The sequence below is a fragment of the Jiangella anatolica genome (assembly GCF_003236295.1).
Lineage (GTDB): Bacteria > Actinomycetota > Actinomycetes > Jiangellales > Jiangellaceae > Jiangella > Jiangella anatolica.
Genome location: NZ_POTW01000006.1, coordinates 66,854 through 84,244, shown reverse-complemented (window position 1 = coordinate 84,244; position 17,391 = coordinate 66,854). Strand labels below are relative to the sequence as shown.

Below are 17,391 nucleotides of genomic sequence, written 5' to 3'. Positions count from 1 at the left end.
ACGTGGTGGGCGAACTGGTCACCGAGACCTTCGACTACGACGGCGGGCGGCAGGTCACCGTATATGTGCCGCCGGACCCGCCGGAAGCGGTCGTGTTCGCCGGCGACGGTCAGCTGATCTCACCGTGGGGCCGGCATCTGGAGGCGGCCGGCGTGCCGCCCACCATGATCGTCGGCGCTCACCGGACGGACGACCCGGACGAGATGGTCCGGATCGGCGAGTACTCGCCGTCCTTCGACGAGGAACGCTTCGCGGCACACGAGCGGTTCTTCGTCGAGGAGGTCCGCGGCTGGGTGCGGTCCCGTTTCGGTGTCGCCCTGCCGGCCGGCCGCACCGCGGTGTGCGGCGTGTCCGCCGGTGCCGAGCTCGCCCTCGCCATGGGCCTTCGCCACCCGGACGTCTACGGTGCGGTCCTCTGCGCGTCGCCGGGCGGCGGCTTCCGCCCGCCCGCCGTGCTGCCGAGCCCGCCGCCGCGCACGTATCTCGTCGCCGGGACGCAGGAGCCGTGGTTCCTGGAGAACGCGACCCGATGGGCGGACGCGCTGCGCGAGGCCGGCGCCGACGTCGTCCTGGCCGAGCGGGCCGGCGACCACGGCGACCCGTTCTGGCAGGCCGAGTTCCCGCTGATGGTGACCTGGGCGTTTCAGCGCTGAGGGAGTGCCGCCGCCCCGACGGTCGCGCGGACGGTGGTGCCTGCGCCCGGCGCGCTGACGATCTCCAGCAGCCCGCCGACCTGCTCCACGCGCGCCCGCATGCCGCGCAGCCCGTAGCCGTCCAGCGTCGCGGCGCCCGGGTGGAAGCCGCGGCCGTCGTCGACGACGGCGACGGTGGCGCCGCCGGCCGGTCCGCCCCGGTACCGCAGCGCGACGACGACCCGATGGGCGCCGGCGTGCTTGCGGACGTTCGTCAACGCCTCCTGGACGGTGCGCAGCAGCACCACCTCGACGTTCGCCGGCAGCGACGGGCCGGCGCCGTCGACCTGCAGGTCGACCTCCAGCCCGGTCTCGTCGGCGAACCGGGCGGCGATCCGCTCGATCGCCTCCGGCAGCGTCGCGTCCTGCAGGCTGACCGGCGCGAGCGAGCTGACCAGCGCCCGCGCCTCGGCGAGGTTGTCGCGGGCGGTCCGCTCCAGCAGCCCCAGCCGGTCCCGGGCCGCGTCGAGGTCGCGGTCGAGCACCACCTCGATCGCCTGCGCCAGCGTGAGGATGCTGGTGAAGCCCTGTGCCAGCGTGTCGTGGATCTCGTGCGAGAGCCGCTCCCGCTCGGCCAGCACGCCGCGGGAGTGCTCCAGCTGGGCCAGCTCGGTGCGCGTGCGCTCCAGCTCGTCGATCAGTCCGGCCCGCTTCTCCGCCTGGACGAAGACGCCCGTGATGAACAGCCCCAGCAACAGGGAGAGCCCGGTGTTGACGGCCCACTGGGGGAGCGCGTCCACGGCGGCGGCGGAGGACCAGCCGGCCCGGCCGACCTCGACGACGGCGACGCCGGCGATGAAGACGAACGTCGCGCCGACCGCCCAGCGCGTGGACAGGTAGACCCAGATGTGCGGGATCAGCGCGAACAGCAGGAAGTGCGCGTCGATGCCCATGCCGAGCAGGGCGTACAAGCACCCCCAGCTGGAGGTCAGCTGAACCAGCGCCGGCAGGCTGTTGTCGTCGCGGCCCAGCAGCCGCCGGCCCACCAGCAGATAGATGATCACCATGGCCGCCACGACCAGCAGGCCGGCGAGCCGTTCGCCGCCGGTCCGGTCGTCCGAGCTGCCGATGATCAGCGCGAGTACGCCGAGTAGCCCGAGGTAGACCGTGTGCCAGCCGACCGTGGTGCGCTGCCAGAAGGCGTCCAGGTCGTCCAGGCTGCTTCGCGGGTGAACGGCGTCCGGGCTCAGCCGTCGTCCCGGCGCTGCCATCGGAACCTCCGTACGCAGATCACCAGGCCCACGATCAGCCACAGCGACAGGATCAGCACCGTCTGGCCGTGCTGCCATGATCCGGACACCTCCACCTGTTCGAAGCGGTCGGGCAGGAACACCGAACGCATGCCTTGCGCCAGCCACTTCAGCGGGAACACGGATGCGATGTTCTGCAGCCAGCTTGGCAGGTCGTTGAAGACGAAGAACACGCCGGAGATGAACTGCAGCACGATCAGCGGCCCGACGACGACCGCGGACGCGCTCTTGGCCGACCGCGGCACCGACGAGTACGCGATGCCGAGCACCGTGCCGCCGGCGGTCCCGAGGACATAGCACCAGGCGAACGTGAGCCACTTCGCGGGGTCTGTGGGCAGCTCGACGCCGAACGCGAGCGCGGCCACCGCCAGCAGCAGCGCGATCTGGGCGAGGCCCACGACGAGGATCATGCCGACCTTGCCGAGGAAGTACGCCACCGGTGGCATGGGCGTGCCGCGCAGCCGCTTGAGCGTTCCGTCCTCCCGCTCGATGGCCAGGCCGATCGCCAGCGTCTGAAAGCTGACCAGCATGATTCCCGAGGCGAGCATTCCTGGGAGGAAGTAGCGGGCGAAGTCGATGCCGCCGCCCGGGGCGTCGCTGAACGTGTCGTCATCGCCGCCGAAGACCACCGAGAACAGGCCGAGCATGATGATCGGGAAGAGGAACGAGAAGATGACGGAGTCGCGCTCGCGGAAGTAGCTCTTGATCTCCAGCGTGGTACGCGAGCGCGCGATCCGGGCCGGGCTCACGACGGTGCTCACGGCATGACCTCCACGGCTTGGGATGGCTCGTCGATGAGCCGCAGGTAGACGTCCTCCAGGGTGGGCCGGCTGACGGTGAGGCCGGGCACCTCGCCGCCCAGCCGGTGCGCCAGCGCGGTCACGAACGCGGTCGGCTCCGCGGTCCGCTCGGTGTGCTGCCGGCCGTCCTCCGTCCATCCCACGATGGCCCGGTCGTGGTCGCGTCCGCCCAGCGTGGCCGGGCTGCCGAGGGCGACGATGCGGCCGCCGGTGATGACGCCGACCCGGCCGGCCAGGTGCTCGGCCTCGTCGAGGTAGTGGGTGGTGAGGATGATCGTGGTGCCGCCGCCGGCCAGCGACCTGATCAGCGCCCAGAACTCGCGCCGCGCCTCCGGGTCGAACCCGGTGGTCGGCTCGTCGAGGAAGAGCAGCGCCGGGTTGCCGAGGATGCCCAGCGCGACGTCGAGCCGGCGGCGCTGGCCGCCGGAGAGGTGCCGCGCGCGGGTGGCGCGCTTCTCGTCCAGCCCGACGGCCGCGATCACCTCGTCGGGGTCGCGGGCGTCGGGGTAGTAGCCGGCGAAGTGGTGGACGAGCTCCTGGACGGTCAGCTCGTCGTGGCCGCCAGAGCTCTGCAGCACGATGCCGATGCGGGCCCGCCAGCCGGCGCCCGGGCGAGCCGGGTCGACGCCGAGGACGCTGACCTCGCCGGCGTCGCGTCGGCGGAAGCCCTCGAGGATCTCGACGGTGGTGGTCTTGCCGGCGCCGTTCGGGCCGAGGAGAGCGAACACCTCACCCTGCTCGACGTCGAGGTCGAGGCCGTCGACGGCGGGGACGCCGGCGTAGGCCCTGCGCAGTCCGCGGACGCGGATGGCGGTGGATGCGGTCATGGCTCCACGATGCCGCGCCGTCCGCCCTGGTGACGAGCACCGCCCGGTGGGACACGGTGTCCACCGTCCGGTGGACCCTCAGGGGCACCTTAGACGCCGTCCCAGGCCGCCTTAGACGCTGCCGACCGGCCACAATGCGGCAGTCTCCCGATGTGTCACACGGCGCCTCAGCACCATGCTCGATGACAGAGAGAACGAGTAGGCGAGGAGCCGAGCACCATGAGCATTCACGGGGACTACGCGGCATCGATCGTGCACGACCAGAGGTCGCGGGAGCTGCAGGCCGAGGCGCGCAGGGACAGCCTGATCCGGCTGGCGCTGACCGCGGCGAAGAGCCGGACCACCGAGAAGGCCCGCGCGCGGGCGCACCGGGCCCGGCCGGCCTGAGCGGGGCCGGGATCTGCTGGAGGACAACTCTGCTGGGAGGAAAAAGTCAGATGGGGCTGTCGGTGGCGGGTGGCAGGATGAATGACGTGGTCGTTCACGTCACCCGCAGCGCGGGCCTCATCGGCAGGGAGCGGCAGCTCGCCGACCTGCGGGAGGCCTATGCCATCGCGCGGGCCGGCGAGCCGGTCACCGTCCTCGTCGGGGGCGAGGCGGGTATCGGGAAGACCCGGTTGACCGAGGAGTTCGCGGCCGAGGTGGCCAGCGACGGCGCGCGTGCCGTGGTCGGCCAGTCCGTGCCGCTCGACGGCGAGGGCCCGGCGTTCGCGCCGCTCGTCGGCGCGTTGCGCGGGCTGCAGGCCGAGTTCGGCGCCGATCGGCTGCTGGAGCTGGCCGGCCCCGGCGGCGACGTGCTGGCCGGGCTGGTGCCCGAGCTCGGCGTCGCCCCGGCGGCCGGGCCGGAGAGCCGCGGCCGGCTGTACGAGGTGGTCACGTCGCTGTTCGAGCGGGTCGCCGCCGACCGGCCGCTGGTGGTGCTGCTCGAGGACCTGCAGTGGGCCGACAGCCCCACCCGCGACCTGCTGCGCTTCGTCGTGCGCGGGGTCCGCGACGCGCAGCTGATGATCCTGGCCACCTACCGCACCGACGAGCTGCACCGCGGCCATCCGCTCCGGCCGGTGCTGGCCGAGCTGGACCGGCTGCGCCAGGTGCGGCGCATCGACCTGCCCCGGCTCGACGCCGACGAGGTGGTTCTGCAGCTGCGCGAGCTGCTGGGCCAGCCGCCCGAGCGGTCCCACGTCGATCGCATCGTGCGGCGCAGCGAGGGCATCCCGTTCTTCGTCGAGGAGCTGGCCCACGCCGACGACTGCGGCGACCTGCCCGGGTCGCTGCGCGATCTGCTGCTCGTCCGGGTCGAGCCGCTGTCGGAGGAGACCCAGCGGCTGCTGCGGCTCATGTCGGCGGCCGGCAACCGGGTCGAGCACGCCGTGCTCGAGCTCGTCGCCCAGGAGTGGACCGGCCCGCTGGAGACGCCGCTGCGCGAGGCGGTCTCGGCCGGCGTCATCGTCGTCGACGGCGACGGGTACGCGTTCCGGCACGCGCTGCTGCGCGAGGCCCTGCACGAGGACATGCTCCCCGGCGAGCACGCCCGCATGCACGCGCGCTACGCGCGGGCGCTGGAGGAGCACCCCGAGCTGATGCCGAACACCCCCACGGCGGCCGAGGTGGCGCACCACTGGTACTCCGCCCACGACGTCGAGCGGGCCTTCGCCTGGTCGCTCACCGCGGCCGACGAGCTGGTCCGCAGCTACGCGCACGCCACCGCGCAGCAGCTGCTGGAGCGGGCGCTGGAGCTGTGGGACCAGGTGGCCGAGCCGGAGCGGGTGGCCGGGCGCGACCGCCTGGACGTGCTGATCCGGGCCGCCACCGAGGCATACGCGGCGGCCGAGTTCGAACGGACGCTGTCGCTGGTCAAGGAGGGGCTACGGCTGGTCGACCGGGCCACCGACCCGGCCCGGGCCGGCTGGCTGCTGGCGCACTTGGGCATCGTGAAGAACCGGCTGGGCCGGTCCGGGGCGATCGAGGCGCTGATGGAGGCGCGCGAGCTGATCCCGGCCGAGCCGTCGGTGCAGCGGGCCGAGGCGCTGGACTGGCTGGCCACCATGCTCATGCTCGACTGGCGGTTCGACGAGTCGCTCGAGGCCGCCGACGAGGCCGAGCGCATCGCCACCGTCGTCGGACTGGACCGCGTCGTCGCGTCGGCGCAGATCACCCGCGGCAGCGCCTGGATGCACATGGGCGACGCGGAGCGGGCCCTCACCGAGCTGCGCCGGGCCGGCCCGGCCGCCGTCGCCGAACCCGACCATCTGCACCGCTACTACGTCAACCTGTCCGACGCGTACACGCTGCTCGGCCGGCACCGCGAGTCCGTCGACGTCGCCACCGAGGGCTATGAGCACGCCCGCAAGCTCGGCCGCAAGCGCACGTCCGGAGTGGTGCTCGCCGGCAACGCGGCCGAGCCGATGCTGGCGCTGGGCGACTGGGAGCGGGCCGAGCGGATGATCGAGCGCGGCCTGGAGCTGGTGCCGCCGCCCAACCACGAGCGGCACATGATCGGCCTGCAGGCCTGGCTCGCCCTCTGGCGCGGCGACGTCGACGCGGCGGCCGCGGCGGTCGAGCGGTTGCGCACCGGCATGACCCGGCGGGTGGTGCTGCCGCAGGACAGCCGCCTGGTCGCCCGCCTCGAGGCGGATGTCGCGTTCGCCCAAGGCGACGTCGAGCGGGCCTGGGCGGCGGTGGTCGCGGAGGCCGGGAACCACTCGGGCGCGACGGTGCCGGGCTACGACCTGCCGCTGGCCTTCGCCGGGGCGCAGGCGCTGGGTGCGCGGATCCGGGCGGCGGGAAGTGTGGCCGGCTTCGGCCCGGACGGGGACTGGCTGCGGGCCCTGGTCCGGCGGGCCGCCCACGGCTGGCCCGTCACCGTCTGGACCGTGCTCGCCGACGCCGAGCTGGCCGGCGCCGGCTTGGTGGACGTCTCGATGCTGGGTCCCGACGGCGCCGAATTGGCCGGAGTCGGTGTGCCGGGAACGGACGCGGCCGGCGTGCGGCTTGCCGGCTCGGCCGGGCCCGGGCCGGCCATGGCCGTCGTGGACGGGCCGTCCGGAGCCGACCGCACCGTCGCGGCATGGGATCGGGCGCTGGCCGCGCTGCGGGCGGCCGAAGGGCCGGTGCACCTGGTGCCGTACGCCGCGTTGCGACTCGGCGAGGCGCTGGTCGAGGCGGGCGAGCGCGACCGTGCCCTCGACACGCTCCGGCAGGGCGCCGCCGCGGCCGACGCGCTGGGTGCGGCGCTGTTCCGCGGCTGGATCGACGCGTTCTCCCGGCGGGCGCAGCTGCCGCTGGTGTCGGGCGTGCCGTCGGCCGCGTCCGGGTCCGGGAACGGCTCCGGGCTGACCGTGCGCGAGCACGAGGTGCTCCGCCTGGTCGCCGCCGGCCGCAGCAACCGTGAGATCGGCGAGGAGCTGTTCATCAGCGCCAAGACCGCCAGCGTGCACGTGTCGAACATCCTGGCCAAGCTCGGCGCGTCCGGCCGCGGCGAGGCGGCCGCCATCGCCCACCGCGACGGCCTTCTCGACACTGCCGCCTCGTAGCGGCTTCCTGGCCGGCCACGCACGCTGGGCCAGAGCTCTGCCATACGTGTATGGCATACTGGGGCCATGGTGCGCACGACGATCTACCTCCCCGAGGAGCTGAAACGCGAGCTCGAGGCGAGGGCACGACTCGAGGGGCGCAGTGAGGCCGATATCGTCCGCGACTCGCTGGCGCGGACGCTGCATGGCAGCAGCCGGACGATCAAGGATCTCCGGTTCGGCATGTTCGCCAGTGGCCACAGCGACACCTCGACGCGCACGGACGAGGTCCTGACGGAGTCTGGCTTCGGCGAATCGTGACGTTGATCGCCGACACCGGTGCGCTGTACGCGGCGTTCGACCGCGACGACCAGCATCATGATGCGGTCGTCAGCTACCTCCGGACCGTCGCTGCCAAGCCGATCGTGCCGCCGCTCGTCCTCGCCGAGCTCGATCACCTGGCACTGGTCCGGCTCGGCGAACGCGCGCGGGCGGCCATCATGGCCGAACTCGCTGAAACCACCGTGGTGGCGACGTTCAGCCATGCCATGTTCGTGTCAGCAGCCGATGTCGCCGCCCGGCACGGCGAGTTTCAGCTCGGGCTGACTGACGCGTCCGTGATGGTCGTGGCGTTCGAGCATCAGACGCACGACATCCTGACGACCGACCAACGCAACTTCCGTGCGGTCCGCCCGCTGCTGGGCGGGCCCGCAACCGCTTATCGGCTGCTGCCGTTCGACGCCTGATGGGCGGTCAGACGGCGAGGGGCGCGGCGCGCCAGCGGCACACGCCGCCGTCGCCGACCGGGACATCGGCCGCGTAGATCGCCGAGTCCGACTCGGGCCGGTAGCCCATCGCGTTGGCGTAGGAGAACACGCCATGGGTGTTCGCCGACACGCCGAAGTAGCAGCCGTAGCGGAGCTCCGCCGCCAGCGCGGCCCGGATCAGCCGTTGGAGGTCGCCGGGGGAGAGCCAGACGCGCAGATTGCCGGTGTCGGTGGGGTGCGGGAGGACGGCGCCCAGGCGCAGGCACAGCACCGCCGGGCCGCCGTCGTCGGCGACGGTGCGGCCGTAGGCCTCGGCGAACGCCTTCGTGGCGCCGTAGGTGCAGCACGGGCGCGCCGGCCAGTCCGGATCGATCAGCGCGCCGTTGGCGAGGCCGCCCACGCCATCCCCGCTCAGACCGTCGACCGGGTAGCCGCCCATCGCGTGCACCGAGCTGGCCAGCACGACCTTCGGCACTCCGGCCGCGCGCGCCGCGTCCAGCAACGTCACGACGGCGTCGACGTTCGGGCCGCGCAGGTGCGGCCACGCCGCGTCGGCGTTCGGGTTCGCGGCCAGGTGCACGACCGCGTCCATCCCGTCGAGGGCGGCCGCCGCGAAGCCGGGGTCGGCCAGGTCGCCGAGCACGACGTCCGCGCCGTCCCAGCCGGTGACCGGCCGGGTGTCGACGACGCGGAGGGAGAGGCCGTCCAGGCCGGGCCGCAGCATCCCGGCGACCCTGCCGGCGGCGCCGGTCACGAGCACAGTGGTCATGGAAACCTCACCAGTTCGTCAGCGATCCGTCCGGACGACGGTAGCGGGGTGGCGGCCCCAGGTCGCCGGTGGCCGCCCGGCGCGCCGCCGCCAGGTCGATCTCGACCCCGAATCCGGGCCCGTCGCCCGGCCGGACGGCGCCGGCGGCGACCACCGGGCCGGCCTGCACCAGGGGGTCGCCGTCCCAGCCGTGCGGGTGACCCTGCTCCTGCACGCTGACGTTCGGCAACGCGAGGTTGAGGTGCGCCGACGCCGCCGTGCAGACCGGGCCGAGCGGGTTGTGCGTCGCCACCTGGATGTGGTGCGCCTCGGCGATGGCGGCGATCTTGCGGCCCTGCGTGAGCCCGGTGTTGGCCAGATCGATCCGCGCATGGTCGACCAGCTCGCCGTCCAGCAGTGGCCGGAACTCCCACACCGTCGTCAGCTGCTCGCCGGCCGCCAGCGGCACGCCGGTCCGGGCGCGCAGCGTCCGGTACGAGTCCAGGTTCTCCGCCCGCAGCGGATCCTCGACGAAGTACGGGCGGGCCGGCTCGATCTCGCGGCAGAACACCGCCGCCTCGGCCGGGTCCAGCCGCGTGTGCACGTCGACCAGCAGCTCGACGTCGTCGCCGAGGGCATCGCGCAGGCCGTGGAAGACGGCGATGTTGTCGCGCAGCGTCGCCCGCGGCTCCAGCACCGGCTCGGCGGCCGGCTGCAGCCCGATCCGCAGGTGCCGCCAGCCCTGCTCGACCAGCTCCCGCCCATGCTCGACGTACGACGCGAGGCCGGCGCCGCGCACGTGCACATAGGCCGGGACGTGCTCGCGGACGGCGCCGCCGAGCAACTCGTGCACGGGGACGCCGAGCGTCTTGCCGCGCAGGTCCCACAGCGCCAGGTCGATCGCCGCGGCGGCGGCCGCCACGTCGCCGACGGCGGGGAAGAAGCCGCCGCGCAGGAACAGCTGCGACAACTCCTCGATGCGGTGGGCCTCAGCGCCGACGGCGAGCGCGGCGAAGTCGGTGAGCGCGCCCAGCACCGCATTCGGCCGCGACCGCATCCCCACCTCGCCGAGGCCGTGCAGGCCCTCGTCCGTGTGCACGACGACCAGCAGGTACGTCCCGGTGCCGGTGGCGATGACCAGCGGTTCCACCTCGGTGATCCTCATTGATCCCATCCATATGGTGATAGTGTCATTCTGATGATGCACTAGCTGTGCAGAATGAAGGAGGCCGGGGTGCCCGGACGCGGGGTGCTGCTCATCGGTGCGTCGTCTGAGATCGGCCGCGCCATCGCCGACCGGTTCGCCGCCGGCGGCGACACTGTCGTCGGCGTCAGCAGACAGCCGCTGGAGCACCCGTCGCTCGCCCTGCATCTGGAGGCGGACTGTGCCACCGCGGCCGGCGCCCGGCAGGTCGTCGACGCGACGGTGGAGCTGGCCGGCCGGCTGGACGTGATCGTGCCGGCGGCGGCGCTGCAGCCCACCGCGCCCCTCACTGAGACCACCGACGCGCAGTGGCACGGCGCCCTCGACGCCGTCATGACCACCGCGTTCCAGGTCTGCAAGCAGGGCGTGCCGCACCTCGGGAGGCGCTCGGCGATCGTCGCGGTCTCGTCGGTCAACGGACGGGTCGCCTCGCCCTGGCTGCCCGCCTATGCCGCGGCGAAGGCCGGGCTGGAGGGTCTGGTCCGACAGCTGGCGCTGGACCTCGGGCCGCGCGGCATCCGCGTCAACGCCGTCGTGCCCGGCCTGATCACCACCGACGCGGACGACCGGCCGGGCCTGGCCGAGGGCTACCCGCTGCACCGGACCGGCCGCCCGGCTGAGGTCGCCGAGGTGGTGCACTTCCTCGCCGGCGACGGCGCCTCGTTCGTCACTGGAGTGGCGCTGCCGGTCGACGGCGGCCTCACGATCGCCAGTCCGGCGGCGTTCGCCCGCCCCGAGCTGAGATCCAGGTTCCTGCCTCCGGTATGATAATACCGGAGGTGCGCGAATGATCGAACTGAAGACCGAGGCCGAGATCGCGAGGATGCGCGCGGCCGGGCGTCTCGTCGCGGGGATCCTGGGGGAGCTGCGACCGATGGTCCGCCCCGGGACGAACCTGCTCGAGATCGAGCAGCGCGCCCGCGAGCTGATCGCGGCCGGCGGCGGGGTGTCCTGCTACTGGGACTACGCGCCGGCGTTCGGCAACGGCCCGTTCCGCAACGTGATCTGCCTGTCGCTCAACGACGCGGTGCTGCACGGCCTGCCCTACGACGTCAAGCTGCGCGACGGCGACCTGCTCAGCCTGGACCTCGCCGTCGAGCTGGACGGGTGGGTCGGCGACAGCGCGATCAGCGTCATCGCCGGCACGCCGCGGGACGAAGACGTGCGGCTGATCAAGGCCACCGAGGAGGCGCTGGACGCCGGCATCGCCGCGGCCCGGCCGGGGAACCGGCTCGGCGACGTCTCGTTCGCGATCGCCGAGGTGGCCCGGGCCCACGGCTACACCCCGAACGCGGAGTTCGGCGGCCACAGCGTCGGCCGGACGATGCACGAGGGCGGCCTGTCGGTGCCCAACATCGGCCGCCCGCACCGCGGCTTCCCACTGCGCCCCGGCCTGACGTTCGCCGTCGAGCCGTGGTTCGCCGCCGGCACCAGCCGCATCGTCTACGACCCGGACGGCTGGACGATCCGCTCCGCCGACGGGTCGCGGACGGCGCACAGCGAGCACACCATCGCGATCACGCCGGACGGAGCACAGATCCTCACCGCCCCATGATCATCAATGATCCAACCCCTGCTGGGTGGTTGGATCATTGATGATCATGGGGCCGGGGGCGGGGGCGGTCAGCGGGCGACGACGGCGGCCCGGACCTTCTCCTCGTCGACGACGACGCCCAGCCCGGGCCCGTCGGGCAGCAGGTAGGCGTCGGCCTCGGCGACGATCGGCTCGGCCAGCACCGCGTTCGCCAACGACACCGTCTCGGGCGAGTACTCGAAGAACGGCGCGTTGTCCGCGGCGGCCGCGACGTGCAGCCCGGCCGCCAGTGCCAGGCCGAGCGCGGCCGAGTGGTGCGGCAGGATCGGCCGGTACGCCGCGTTGACCAGCGTCGCGATCGCCGAGCCCTCGGTGATCCCGGTCCGGCCGATGTCCGGCTGGTAGAGGTCCAGCGCGTCGATCGCCAGCCAGTCGGCCACGTCGTGGCGATGCCGGTGCGCCTCGCCGGCCGCGATCGGCAGGTCCGCGGCGGCCGCCAGCGCGGCATACCCGCGGGCGTGCTCCGCCGGCAGCGCCGACTCCAGGAACCAGGCCCCACGCGTGGCCAGTTCGCGGGCCAGCCGCAGCCCGGACACGCCGTCGAGCCGGCAGTGCACGTCGACGGCGAACGCGGCGTCGGGCAGCACCGCCCGGGCCGCGTCGAACACGGCGAGCGCCTCGTCGACGTCCGGCCCCAGGTGCAGCTTGAACCGCCGCACCCCCTCCGACCAGTGCCGCTCGAACAGCGCCGCCGTCGTCGCCGTGCCCACAGACGTGAGATAGCTGGGGATCCGCCGCCGGAACGCCCCGCCGAGCAGCGCCGCCACCGACAGCCCGGTGGCCTGACCGAGCAGGTCCCACAGGGCGATGTCGACGGCGGCCAGCGCGTCGGCCTGGTGCCCGCCGAGGTGGCCGCGCTCGCGCATCAGCTCGCCGAGCCGGAACCGCAGCGGCCGCACGTCCGCCGCGTCGGCGCCGAGCAGCGCCGGCGTCAGCAGGTCCTCGACGATCGCCGCGGCCACTCGCGGCCCGACCGGCACCAGCGCCTCGCCCCAGCCGACCAGACCGTCCGTCGTCTCGATCCGGACGAACACCGTCTCGCGGCTGGGCGAGTAGATGGTCGGCCGGTCGTGCGGCGTCCGGTAGTCCGGGCCGCCGCGGTCGGGCGTGCCGTCCAGCCCCAGCCGGAGCGGCAACGCCTCGACCGCGGCGATCTCCATGCTCTTCACATGCTCTCCGATCTCACTGCGCGGGCACGACGGGCTCGAACCGGGCCGCATCGGCACGATGATGCCCGCTGTTCTGCGCGGTCAGCCGGACCGCCGCGGTCGCGGGGTCCAGGTCCACGATGCCCAGTGGCCGCCAGGTGGCGCCACTGTCCTGCTGGTCGACGACGACGGTCTGCTCGCCGCCAGCCGTCACGACGGTGTAGACGGCCGCCCGGGTGGTGGTCGCATTGGTCGGGTACCAGACGCTGACCCGGTACCGGCCGGCCGCCGCCGGCGCCGGGGTCCAGGTGGCGATGGCGCCCGACGTGCCGCCGGCGAACCGCGACCGGCTGCCGTCGTGTCCGGTCAGGCTGCTGGCGCTCCAGCCGCTGGTCTCGGCGTACCCGGCGTCCTCGTCGTCGACGACGACGGCGGCAGCGGGGTCGGGCGTCCCGACGGCGACGGCGATGGCGGCCGAGGCCCCGGCCGCCGACAGCGCGAGCTCGTGCAGCGTCCCGGCGACGGCGCCGGTCGGCGCGGTCAGCGCGAACTCCAGGGTCATCGTGGCGCCGCCGGCCAGGTCGACCGGGATCTCGGCCGGCGTGACGGTCCAGCCGGCCGGGGTGGCCAGCCGCGCGGCTCCGCGCGCCGGGGTGCCGTCCTGGGCGCGCAACGTCGCCGTCAGCGTCGTGGCGCCGCCGGGCGCCGCGACGTCCGCAGCCGTCAAGCCGGACAGCACCGGCAGCAGTCCGGCCGCGTCGACGGGCTGGAACCGAGCCGCGTCGACCCGGTGGAAGCCGGGATTGCGGACCTCGATGCGCACGAACCCGCTCGTGCCGGCCGTGAACCGGTACCGGCCCAGCGTCCGCCAGCCGTTGGCGTCCTGCTGCTGGTCGACGACGATCTCCTCCTCGCCGTCGGCATGGTGGACGACGTAGACGGCCGCCTGCGTGGTGGCCGGGTTCGTCGGGTACCAGACCGCGACGTCGTAGGCGCCGTCGGCGGGCAGCACCGGGGTCCAGGTAGCGGTGCCGCCGAGCCGCCCCTCCTCGCTGAACCGGGTCGCGGTGCGGTTCCAGCCGGCCAGCGTGCTGGGCAGCCACCAGCCGGTCTCGACGTATCGCGGCCACTCGTCGGCGTTGTCGACGATGATTTCCGTACCGGCGACCCGGACGGTGACCGCCTGGTCCGCCGCCCCGTCAGCGGCGACGGTGACGCGGTGCGCGGTGCCGGGCGCGGCGCCCGCGGCCGACGTGACCGTGACGGTGTACTCGCGCTCCTCGCGTCCTGGCACGTCGAAGCCGACCTCCGCGGGCGAGGCGTGCCAGCCGGCCGGCACCGTCACCCGCAGCGTGCCCGACCGCGGCAGCGGCCCGACGTTCAGCACGGCGACGGTCAGCTCGGTGGCGTCGCCGGGCGCGGCCAGCTCCGCCGGCACGGCGGTCAGCGCGGGCAGTTTCAGCGGCGTCAGCACCTCGACGGGGGCCGGCGTCAGGGCGACGCTGCCACCGGTCCACGTCGCGGTCGCGGCCAGCGCGACGGTGCCGCTCGCGGACGCCGGCGCGGTGACGTCGAACGTCCAGTCGGCGTGGCCGCCGGCCGGCACCGTCGCCGGCACGTCGCCCACGGCCGAAGCCGTCCACCCGGACGGCACCGTCAGCGCCACCGCGGCGCCGGCCAGGGCGGCCGAGCCGGCCCGCACCCGGGCCCGGACCGGCACGACGTCGCCCGGCGTGGTGTCCGGCGCCGCGGACAGCTCACCAGCGGCCGCGGCGCCGGCCGGCAGCACGCCGGTCACGGCGACCGGCAGCCGCAGCGTGTGCCCGGCCGTCGTCCGCGACCCGGAGCCGACCTGGTACGTGAACGGCGTGCTCAGGTCGTCGACCGGGATCGTCCACTCGTACGGGAACACCTTGGCCGGCGCCGGCTGCGCCGGCCCGTCGCCGATCGCGTAGGTCAGCTGCGCGGTGGCCGGCTCCTCGACGTCGGCCTGCACGTAGGCGTCGTAGCCGGAGCGGTCCGGCCGGACCAGCAGCACCGCCCGCACCAGGCCGTCGTTCGCGGCTGGGTCGAGATACTCCTCGTGGTGGCTGTCCGGCGAGAGGTCGCGCGCATCGCTGCTCCAGTGCCACGGCACGTCGATGTCGACGTCACGCACCACCAGCGCCGCGTGCCCCTTGGCCGGCACCGTCGTGGTGAACTGCCCGCCGCGCAGCGCCGACACGGTGCGCCCGGAACCGCTCAGGGATTCCGGGCGCAGCGCCGACACGGTGCGCCCGGAACCGCTCAGGGATTCCGGGCGCAGCGCCGACACGGCGCGCCCGGAGCCGCTGAGCACCTCGACCCGGTTGCCGGCCCGGCGGGCCAGCCCGGTGCCGGCCGTGGCGACGTCGACGGTGACCCGCTCGGCGGTCTCGCTCTCGTTCGTCAGGCTGACGTAGAGACTGCCGTTCCCGACCGCCGTCAGCCAGTTGACCTGCGGGTTGTCGAGGACCACGAGTCCCTTCGGGAAGTACGGCCAGACGCCGTCCTCGCCGTGGAAGGTGCCGGGCGCGTGTCCGTAGGTCGCGAACTTGAAGAACACGTAGTTGGTCTCGAACTGGCGCGGGAAGTCGATCTCACCGCCGGACCGGGTCTGGTGCTCGGTGATCAGGTAGTCCAGGGCCAGGCCGAGCTGGGCCGGGATGTGATGGAAGTAGATGGCACCGGCTCCGGGCGGGCCCTGGTACGGGAAGTCCGGCTTCATGTGGGCGACGCTGAACTGGCGGTTGTAGTAGCCGGGGTAGTTGGTGAACCGGCCGACCACCAGGTTGTGCGCGACGTCGCGGAACAGGTCGTCGCCGGTGTGGTGGGCGAGGCGCAGGAAGAACGGCGCCCATGCCGGGATCCAGGTGAAGCCGCCGCCCGGGTTCACCGCGCCCGCGGAGGTCTTGAACGTCGACAGCTGCTCGAACGTGATGCCGGACGACGACACCATCCACGCCGGCACCTCCTCGCTCGGCACCGTCGTCTGCGGGTAGTCGGGCAGCAGCGGGGTCTTCCACCAGTCGATCTGGTTGTCGATGAACGGCTGGTTCGGCACCGTGACCGTGGTGTCCGGGACCGGCCGCACGTTCATCACGCCGAGGTAGCGCTGCGCCTCGCGGTACGAGCCGTCGAGGAACTCCTGCTCGCCGGTCAGCTCGAACAGCACCAGCAGCTCGGTCCACGCCTTGACGTAGTGGTAGCCGAACTCGTTCTCGGCGGCGTTCTTCGTGTACGGCCGCATGATCTGGTCGCGGATGAGCCGTCGCGCCTCGGCCCGGGCCTCGGCCAGGTAGGCCTCGTTGCCAGTGAGGACGTAGGCCTGCAGCGGGGTGCTCATCGGGGTGCGGGCGTCGCGGCCGGGCCGCTGCCGGATCAGCTGCCTGGCCAGCGCGTGCAGGCCGGCGTTCTGCCCACGGGTCTGCTCGTACAGCGGCACCAGGGTGGACGCGTCGCCGGGGATGCGGCCGATGCGGTAGAGGTCGGGGTTGCCGTACACCGGCGCGCCCTTCACCGGCGTGCTGCCGTGGCCGGCGCGCGACAGGTGGTACTCCACCAGCGGCCGGGCCCGCCGCTCGTACAGCCCGGCGGCGCCGGTCAGGTGGTACGCCGACAGCAGGACACCGGCGATCGGCGTGCGCACCGCCTGGTCGTTCTCGATGTCGACGAAGCCCTTGGCGCGGTTCCACCAGCCGCTGAACGACAGCACGAACGACTCGCCGTCGTCGCCGTCCGGCTCGACCAGCACCAGGTCGATGAGGTTGTGGACGGTGTCGGTCAGCGACGTCTCGTAGACGTTGCGGCGGTAGTCGGTGTAGCCGTACTCATGGCGGACGAGGTCGGTGTAGGCCTGGTAGACGGTGCCGGCGCCGGCGTAGAGCCCGAACGCGTACCCGCGGCTCTCGCCGGCGGCCAGCGGCGAGCGACGGCCGGCCTGCGGCGCGAACACCACCGGCTGCACATCGCGGTCGTCGTTGCGCAGGCTCATCCCGAACGGCTGGCCGTCCGGCCCGGGCTCGCGCTCGTGCTCGAACAGCAGCACCTCACCGGGGGTGTAGACGCCCAGCGTCACGTCATGCTCGCCGACGCGGCGCTGCGTCAGCGACATCGGCGCGAACAGCTCCCACGCGCCCAGCGACTGGGCCCCGCCGATCACCCGGGCGTGCTGCCAGGATCCGCAGAGCACCTCGTCGACCTCGTCCGGGGTCACCGCGTCGACCGACTGGTAGCCGACGACGTAGTGGCCGGCCTCGCCCGCGGTCAGCGTCCACTGCAGTTCCGGGTTGGCGCCGGCCAGCGACCAGCGGACGGTGAGGTCGTAGCCGCCCGGCGGGGTGCTGCGCAGCTCGACGGTCCGCTCGTCGACCTGGGCGAGCGAGTCGAAGGCCACCCAACGGGGCGTCATCGACGTGTAGTAGTCGGTGGGATTCCCGTCGTCGCCGGTCAGCACGATCCACTGCTCGTCGAACCGGGCGCCGGCGTCGGTGACGGGCAGCCAGCCGCCGGACGTGCGGACCTCGAGGTCGCGGACGTAGGTGTGGCCGCCGTCCCAGCTGGCCCGGTGGAACGTCACCCGGTGCCGATCGCCGGCGATCGTCGCCACCGGCTCGGTCGTCAGGTTCGGCATCGGCAGCCGGCGCAGCGCGTCCGGCAGTGGCGGCTGGCCGTCCGCGGCCGGGTTGGTGGCGGCCGCGGACGGCAGCCCGAACGCGTTCACCACCGGTGGCAGGACGGCCGCGCCGAGCAGCAGCCGGATCGCCGTGCGGCGGGACAGGCTCGGATTCGGGCAGGCTTCCGCCGGGGGTACCTCGTGCATGGGCCAGAC

14 protein-coding genes are annotated in these 17,391 nt (G+C 73.6%); 7 read left to right on the top strand and 7 right to left on the bottom strand.

The annotated features are described in order from the left end of the window. Positions 1-2 precede the first annotated feature (2 nt). Positions 3-653, top strand: a complete 651-nt coding sequence (locus tag C1I92_RS03880; RefSeq protein WP_111253355.1) for an alpha/beta hydrolase — start codon at positions 3-5, stop codon at positions 651-653. On the opposite strand, the gene C1I92_RS03875 is transcribed toward C1I92_RS03880, so the two are convergent. The 3 genes from C1I92_RS03875 to C1I92_RS03865 are packed head-to-tail and all read right to left on the bottom strand — an operon-like array spanning position 644 to position 3,569. After that, the gene (locus C1I92_RS03875) at positions 644-1,903 is read right to left on the bottom strand and encodes a sensor histidine kinase (RefSeq protein WP_158563970.1); all 1,260 of its coding nucleotides are present in this window, start codon (positions 1,901-1,903) and stop codon (positions 644-646) included. The two genes, C1I92_RS03880 and C1I92_RS03875, sit on opposite strands and share 10 nt — an antisense overlap. Beyond that, complete coding sequence (locus tag C1I92_RS03870; RefSeq protein ID WP_199520930.1) at positions 1,879-2,703, bottom strand: ABC transporter permease; 825 nt, start codon at positions 2,701-2,703, stop codon at positions 1,879-1,881. Before C1I92_RS03870 ends, C1I92_RS03875 begins: the two co-directional genes overlap by 25 nt. Next, complete coding sequence (locus tag C1I92_RS03865; RefSeq protein ID WP_146605012.1) at positions 2,700-3,569, bottom strand: ABC transporter ATP-binding protein; 870 nt, start codon at positions 3,567-3,569, stop codon at positions 2,700-2,702. Before C1I92_RS03865 ends, C1I92_RS03870 begins: the two co-directional genes overlap by 4 nt. A gap of 219 nt (positions 3,570-3,788) precedes the next feature. Between C1I92_RS03865 and C1I92_RS33635 the strand changes: the two genes are divergently transcribed. From C1I92_RS33635 to C1I92_RS03850, 4 genes are all read left to right on the top strand, one after another. Next, positions 3,789-3,956 carry a hypothetical protein gene (locus tag C1I92_RS33635; protein ID WP_158563968.1) on the top strand — a complete coding sequence of 56 codons (168 nt, stop codon included), beginning with the start codon at positions 3,789-3,791 and terminating at the stop codon, positions 3,954-3,956. Between the two features lie 86 nt (positions 3,957-4,042). Continuing rightward, positions 4,043-7,102, top strand: coding sequence for a helix-turn-helix transcriptional regulator (locus tag C1I92_RS35545; protein WP_158563966.1), 3,060 nt, complete (start codon positions 4,043-4,045; stop codon positions 7,100-7,102). A gap of 66 nt (positions 7,103-7,168) precedes the next feature. Then, positions 7,169-7,402 carry a ribbon-helix-helix domain-containing protein gene (locus tag C1I92_RS03855; RefSeq protein ID WP_111253351.1) on the top strand — a complete coding sequence of 78 codons (234 nt, stop codon included), beginning with the start codon at positions 7,169-7,171 and terminating at the stop codon, positions 7,400-7,402. Further along, a complete protein-coding gene (locus tag C1I92_RS03850) occupies positions 7,399-7,827 on the top strand; it encodes a type II toxin-antitoxin system VapC family toxin (protein WP_158563964.1) in 429 nt (142 codons plus the stop codon). The genes C1I92_RS03855 and C1I92_RS03850 overlap by 4 nt, the downstream gene beginning before the upstream one ends. A 7-nt stretch (positions 7,828-7,834) precedes the next feature. On the opposite strand, the gene C1I92_RS03845 is transcribed toward C1I92_RS03850, so the two are convergent. Together C1I92_RS03845 and C1I92_RS03840 are read right to left on the bottom strand one after the other, a co-directional pair. After that, positions 7,835-8,617, bottom strand: a complete 783-nt coding sequence (locus C1I92_RS03845) for an NAD-dependent epimerase/dehydratase family protein (RefSeq protein ID WP_111253349.1) — start codon at positions 8,615-8,617, stop codon at positions 7,835-7,837. Between the two features lie 7 nt (positions 8,618-8,624). After that, positions 8,625-9,761, bottom strand: coding sequence for a mandelate racemase/muconate lactonizing enzyme family protein (locus C1I92_RS03840; protein WP_158563962.1), 1,137 nt, complete (start codon positions 9,759-9,761; stop codon positions 8,625-8,627). Positions 9,762-9,830: 69 nt separating this feature from the next. On the opposite strand from C1I92_RS03840, the gene C1I92_RS03835 reads away from it, so the two are divergent. Together C1I92_RS03835 and map are read left to right on the top strand one after the other, a co-directional pair. Then, complete coding sequence (locus C1I92_RS03835) at positions 9,831-10,568, top strand: SDR family NAD(P)-dependent oxidoreductase (RefSeq protein ID WP_199520929.1); 738 nt, start codon at positions 9,831-9,833, stop codon at positions 10,566-10,568. 19 nt (positions 10,569-10,587) lie between these two features. Then, entirely contained in the window at positions 10,588-11,355 is a 768-nt protein-coding gene (gene map / locus C1I92_RS03830; RefSeq protein ID WP_111253346.1) for a type I methionyl aminopeptidase, read from the top strand. Positions 11,356-11,423: 68 nt separating this feature from the next. Here map and C1I92_RS03825 read toward each other — a convergent pair whose 3' ends face one another. After that, the gene (locus C1I92_RS03825) at positions 11,424-12,554 is read right to left on the bottom strand and encodes a mandelate racemase/muconate lactonizing enzyme family protein (protein ID WP_111253345.1); all 1,131 of its coding nucleotides are present in this window, start codon (positions 12,552-12,554) and stop codon (positions 11,424-11,426) included. Positions 12,555-12,576: 22 nt separating this feature from the next. Further along, the gene (locus tag C1I92_RS03820; RefSeq protein WP_111253344.1) at positions 12,577-17,382 is read right to left on the bottom strand and encodes a golvesin C-terminal-like domain-containing protein; all 4,806 of its coding nucleotides are present in this window, start codon (positions 17,380-17,382) and stop codon (positions 12,577-12,579) included. Between the last annotated feature and the right edge of the window lie 9 nt (positions 17,383-17,391).

Bases quoted from the DNA above. Each gene is read 5' to 3' on its own strand.
- C1I92_RS03875 (WP_158563970.1), bottom strand. From the start codon at position 1,903: ATGGCAGCGCCGGGACGACGGCTGAGCCCGGACGCCGTTCACCCGCGA.
- C1I92_RS03865 (WP_146605012.1), bottom strand. From the start codon at position 3,569: ATGACCGCATCCACCGCCATCCGCGTCCGCGGACTGCGCAGGGCCTAC.
- C1I92_RS33635 (WP_158563968.1), top strand. From the start codon at position 3,789: ATGAGCATTCACGGGGACTACGCGGCATCGATCGTGCACGACCAGAGG.
- C1I92_RS03855 (WP_111253351.1), top strand. From the start codon at position 7,169: ATGGTGCGCACGACGATCTACCTCCCCGAGGAGCTGAAACGCGAGCTC.
- C1I92_RS03845 (WP_111253349.1), bottom strand. From the start codon at position 8,617: ATGACCACTGTGCTCGTGACCGGCGCCGCCGGCAGGGTCGCCGGGATG.
- C1I92_RS03840 (WP_158563962.1), bottom strand. From the start codon at position 9,761: ATGAGGATCACCGAGGTGGAACCGCTGGTCATCGCCACCGGCACCGGG.
- map (WP_111253346.1), top strand. From the start codon at position 10,588: ATGATCGAACTGAAGACCGAGGCCGAGATCGCGAGGATGCGCGCGGCC.
- C1I92_RS03825 (WP_111253345.1), bottom strand. From the start codon at position 12,554: ATGGAGATCGCCGCGGTCGAGGCGTTGCCGCTCCGGCTGGGGCTGGAC.
- C1I92_RS03820 (WP_111253344.1), bottom strand. From the start codon at position 17,382: ATGCACGAGGTACCCCCGGCGGAAGCCTGCCCGAATCCGAGCCTGTCC.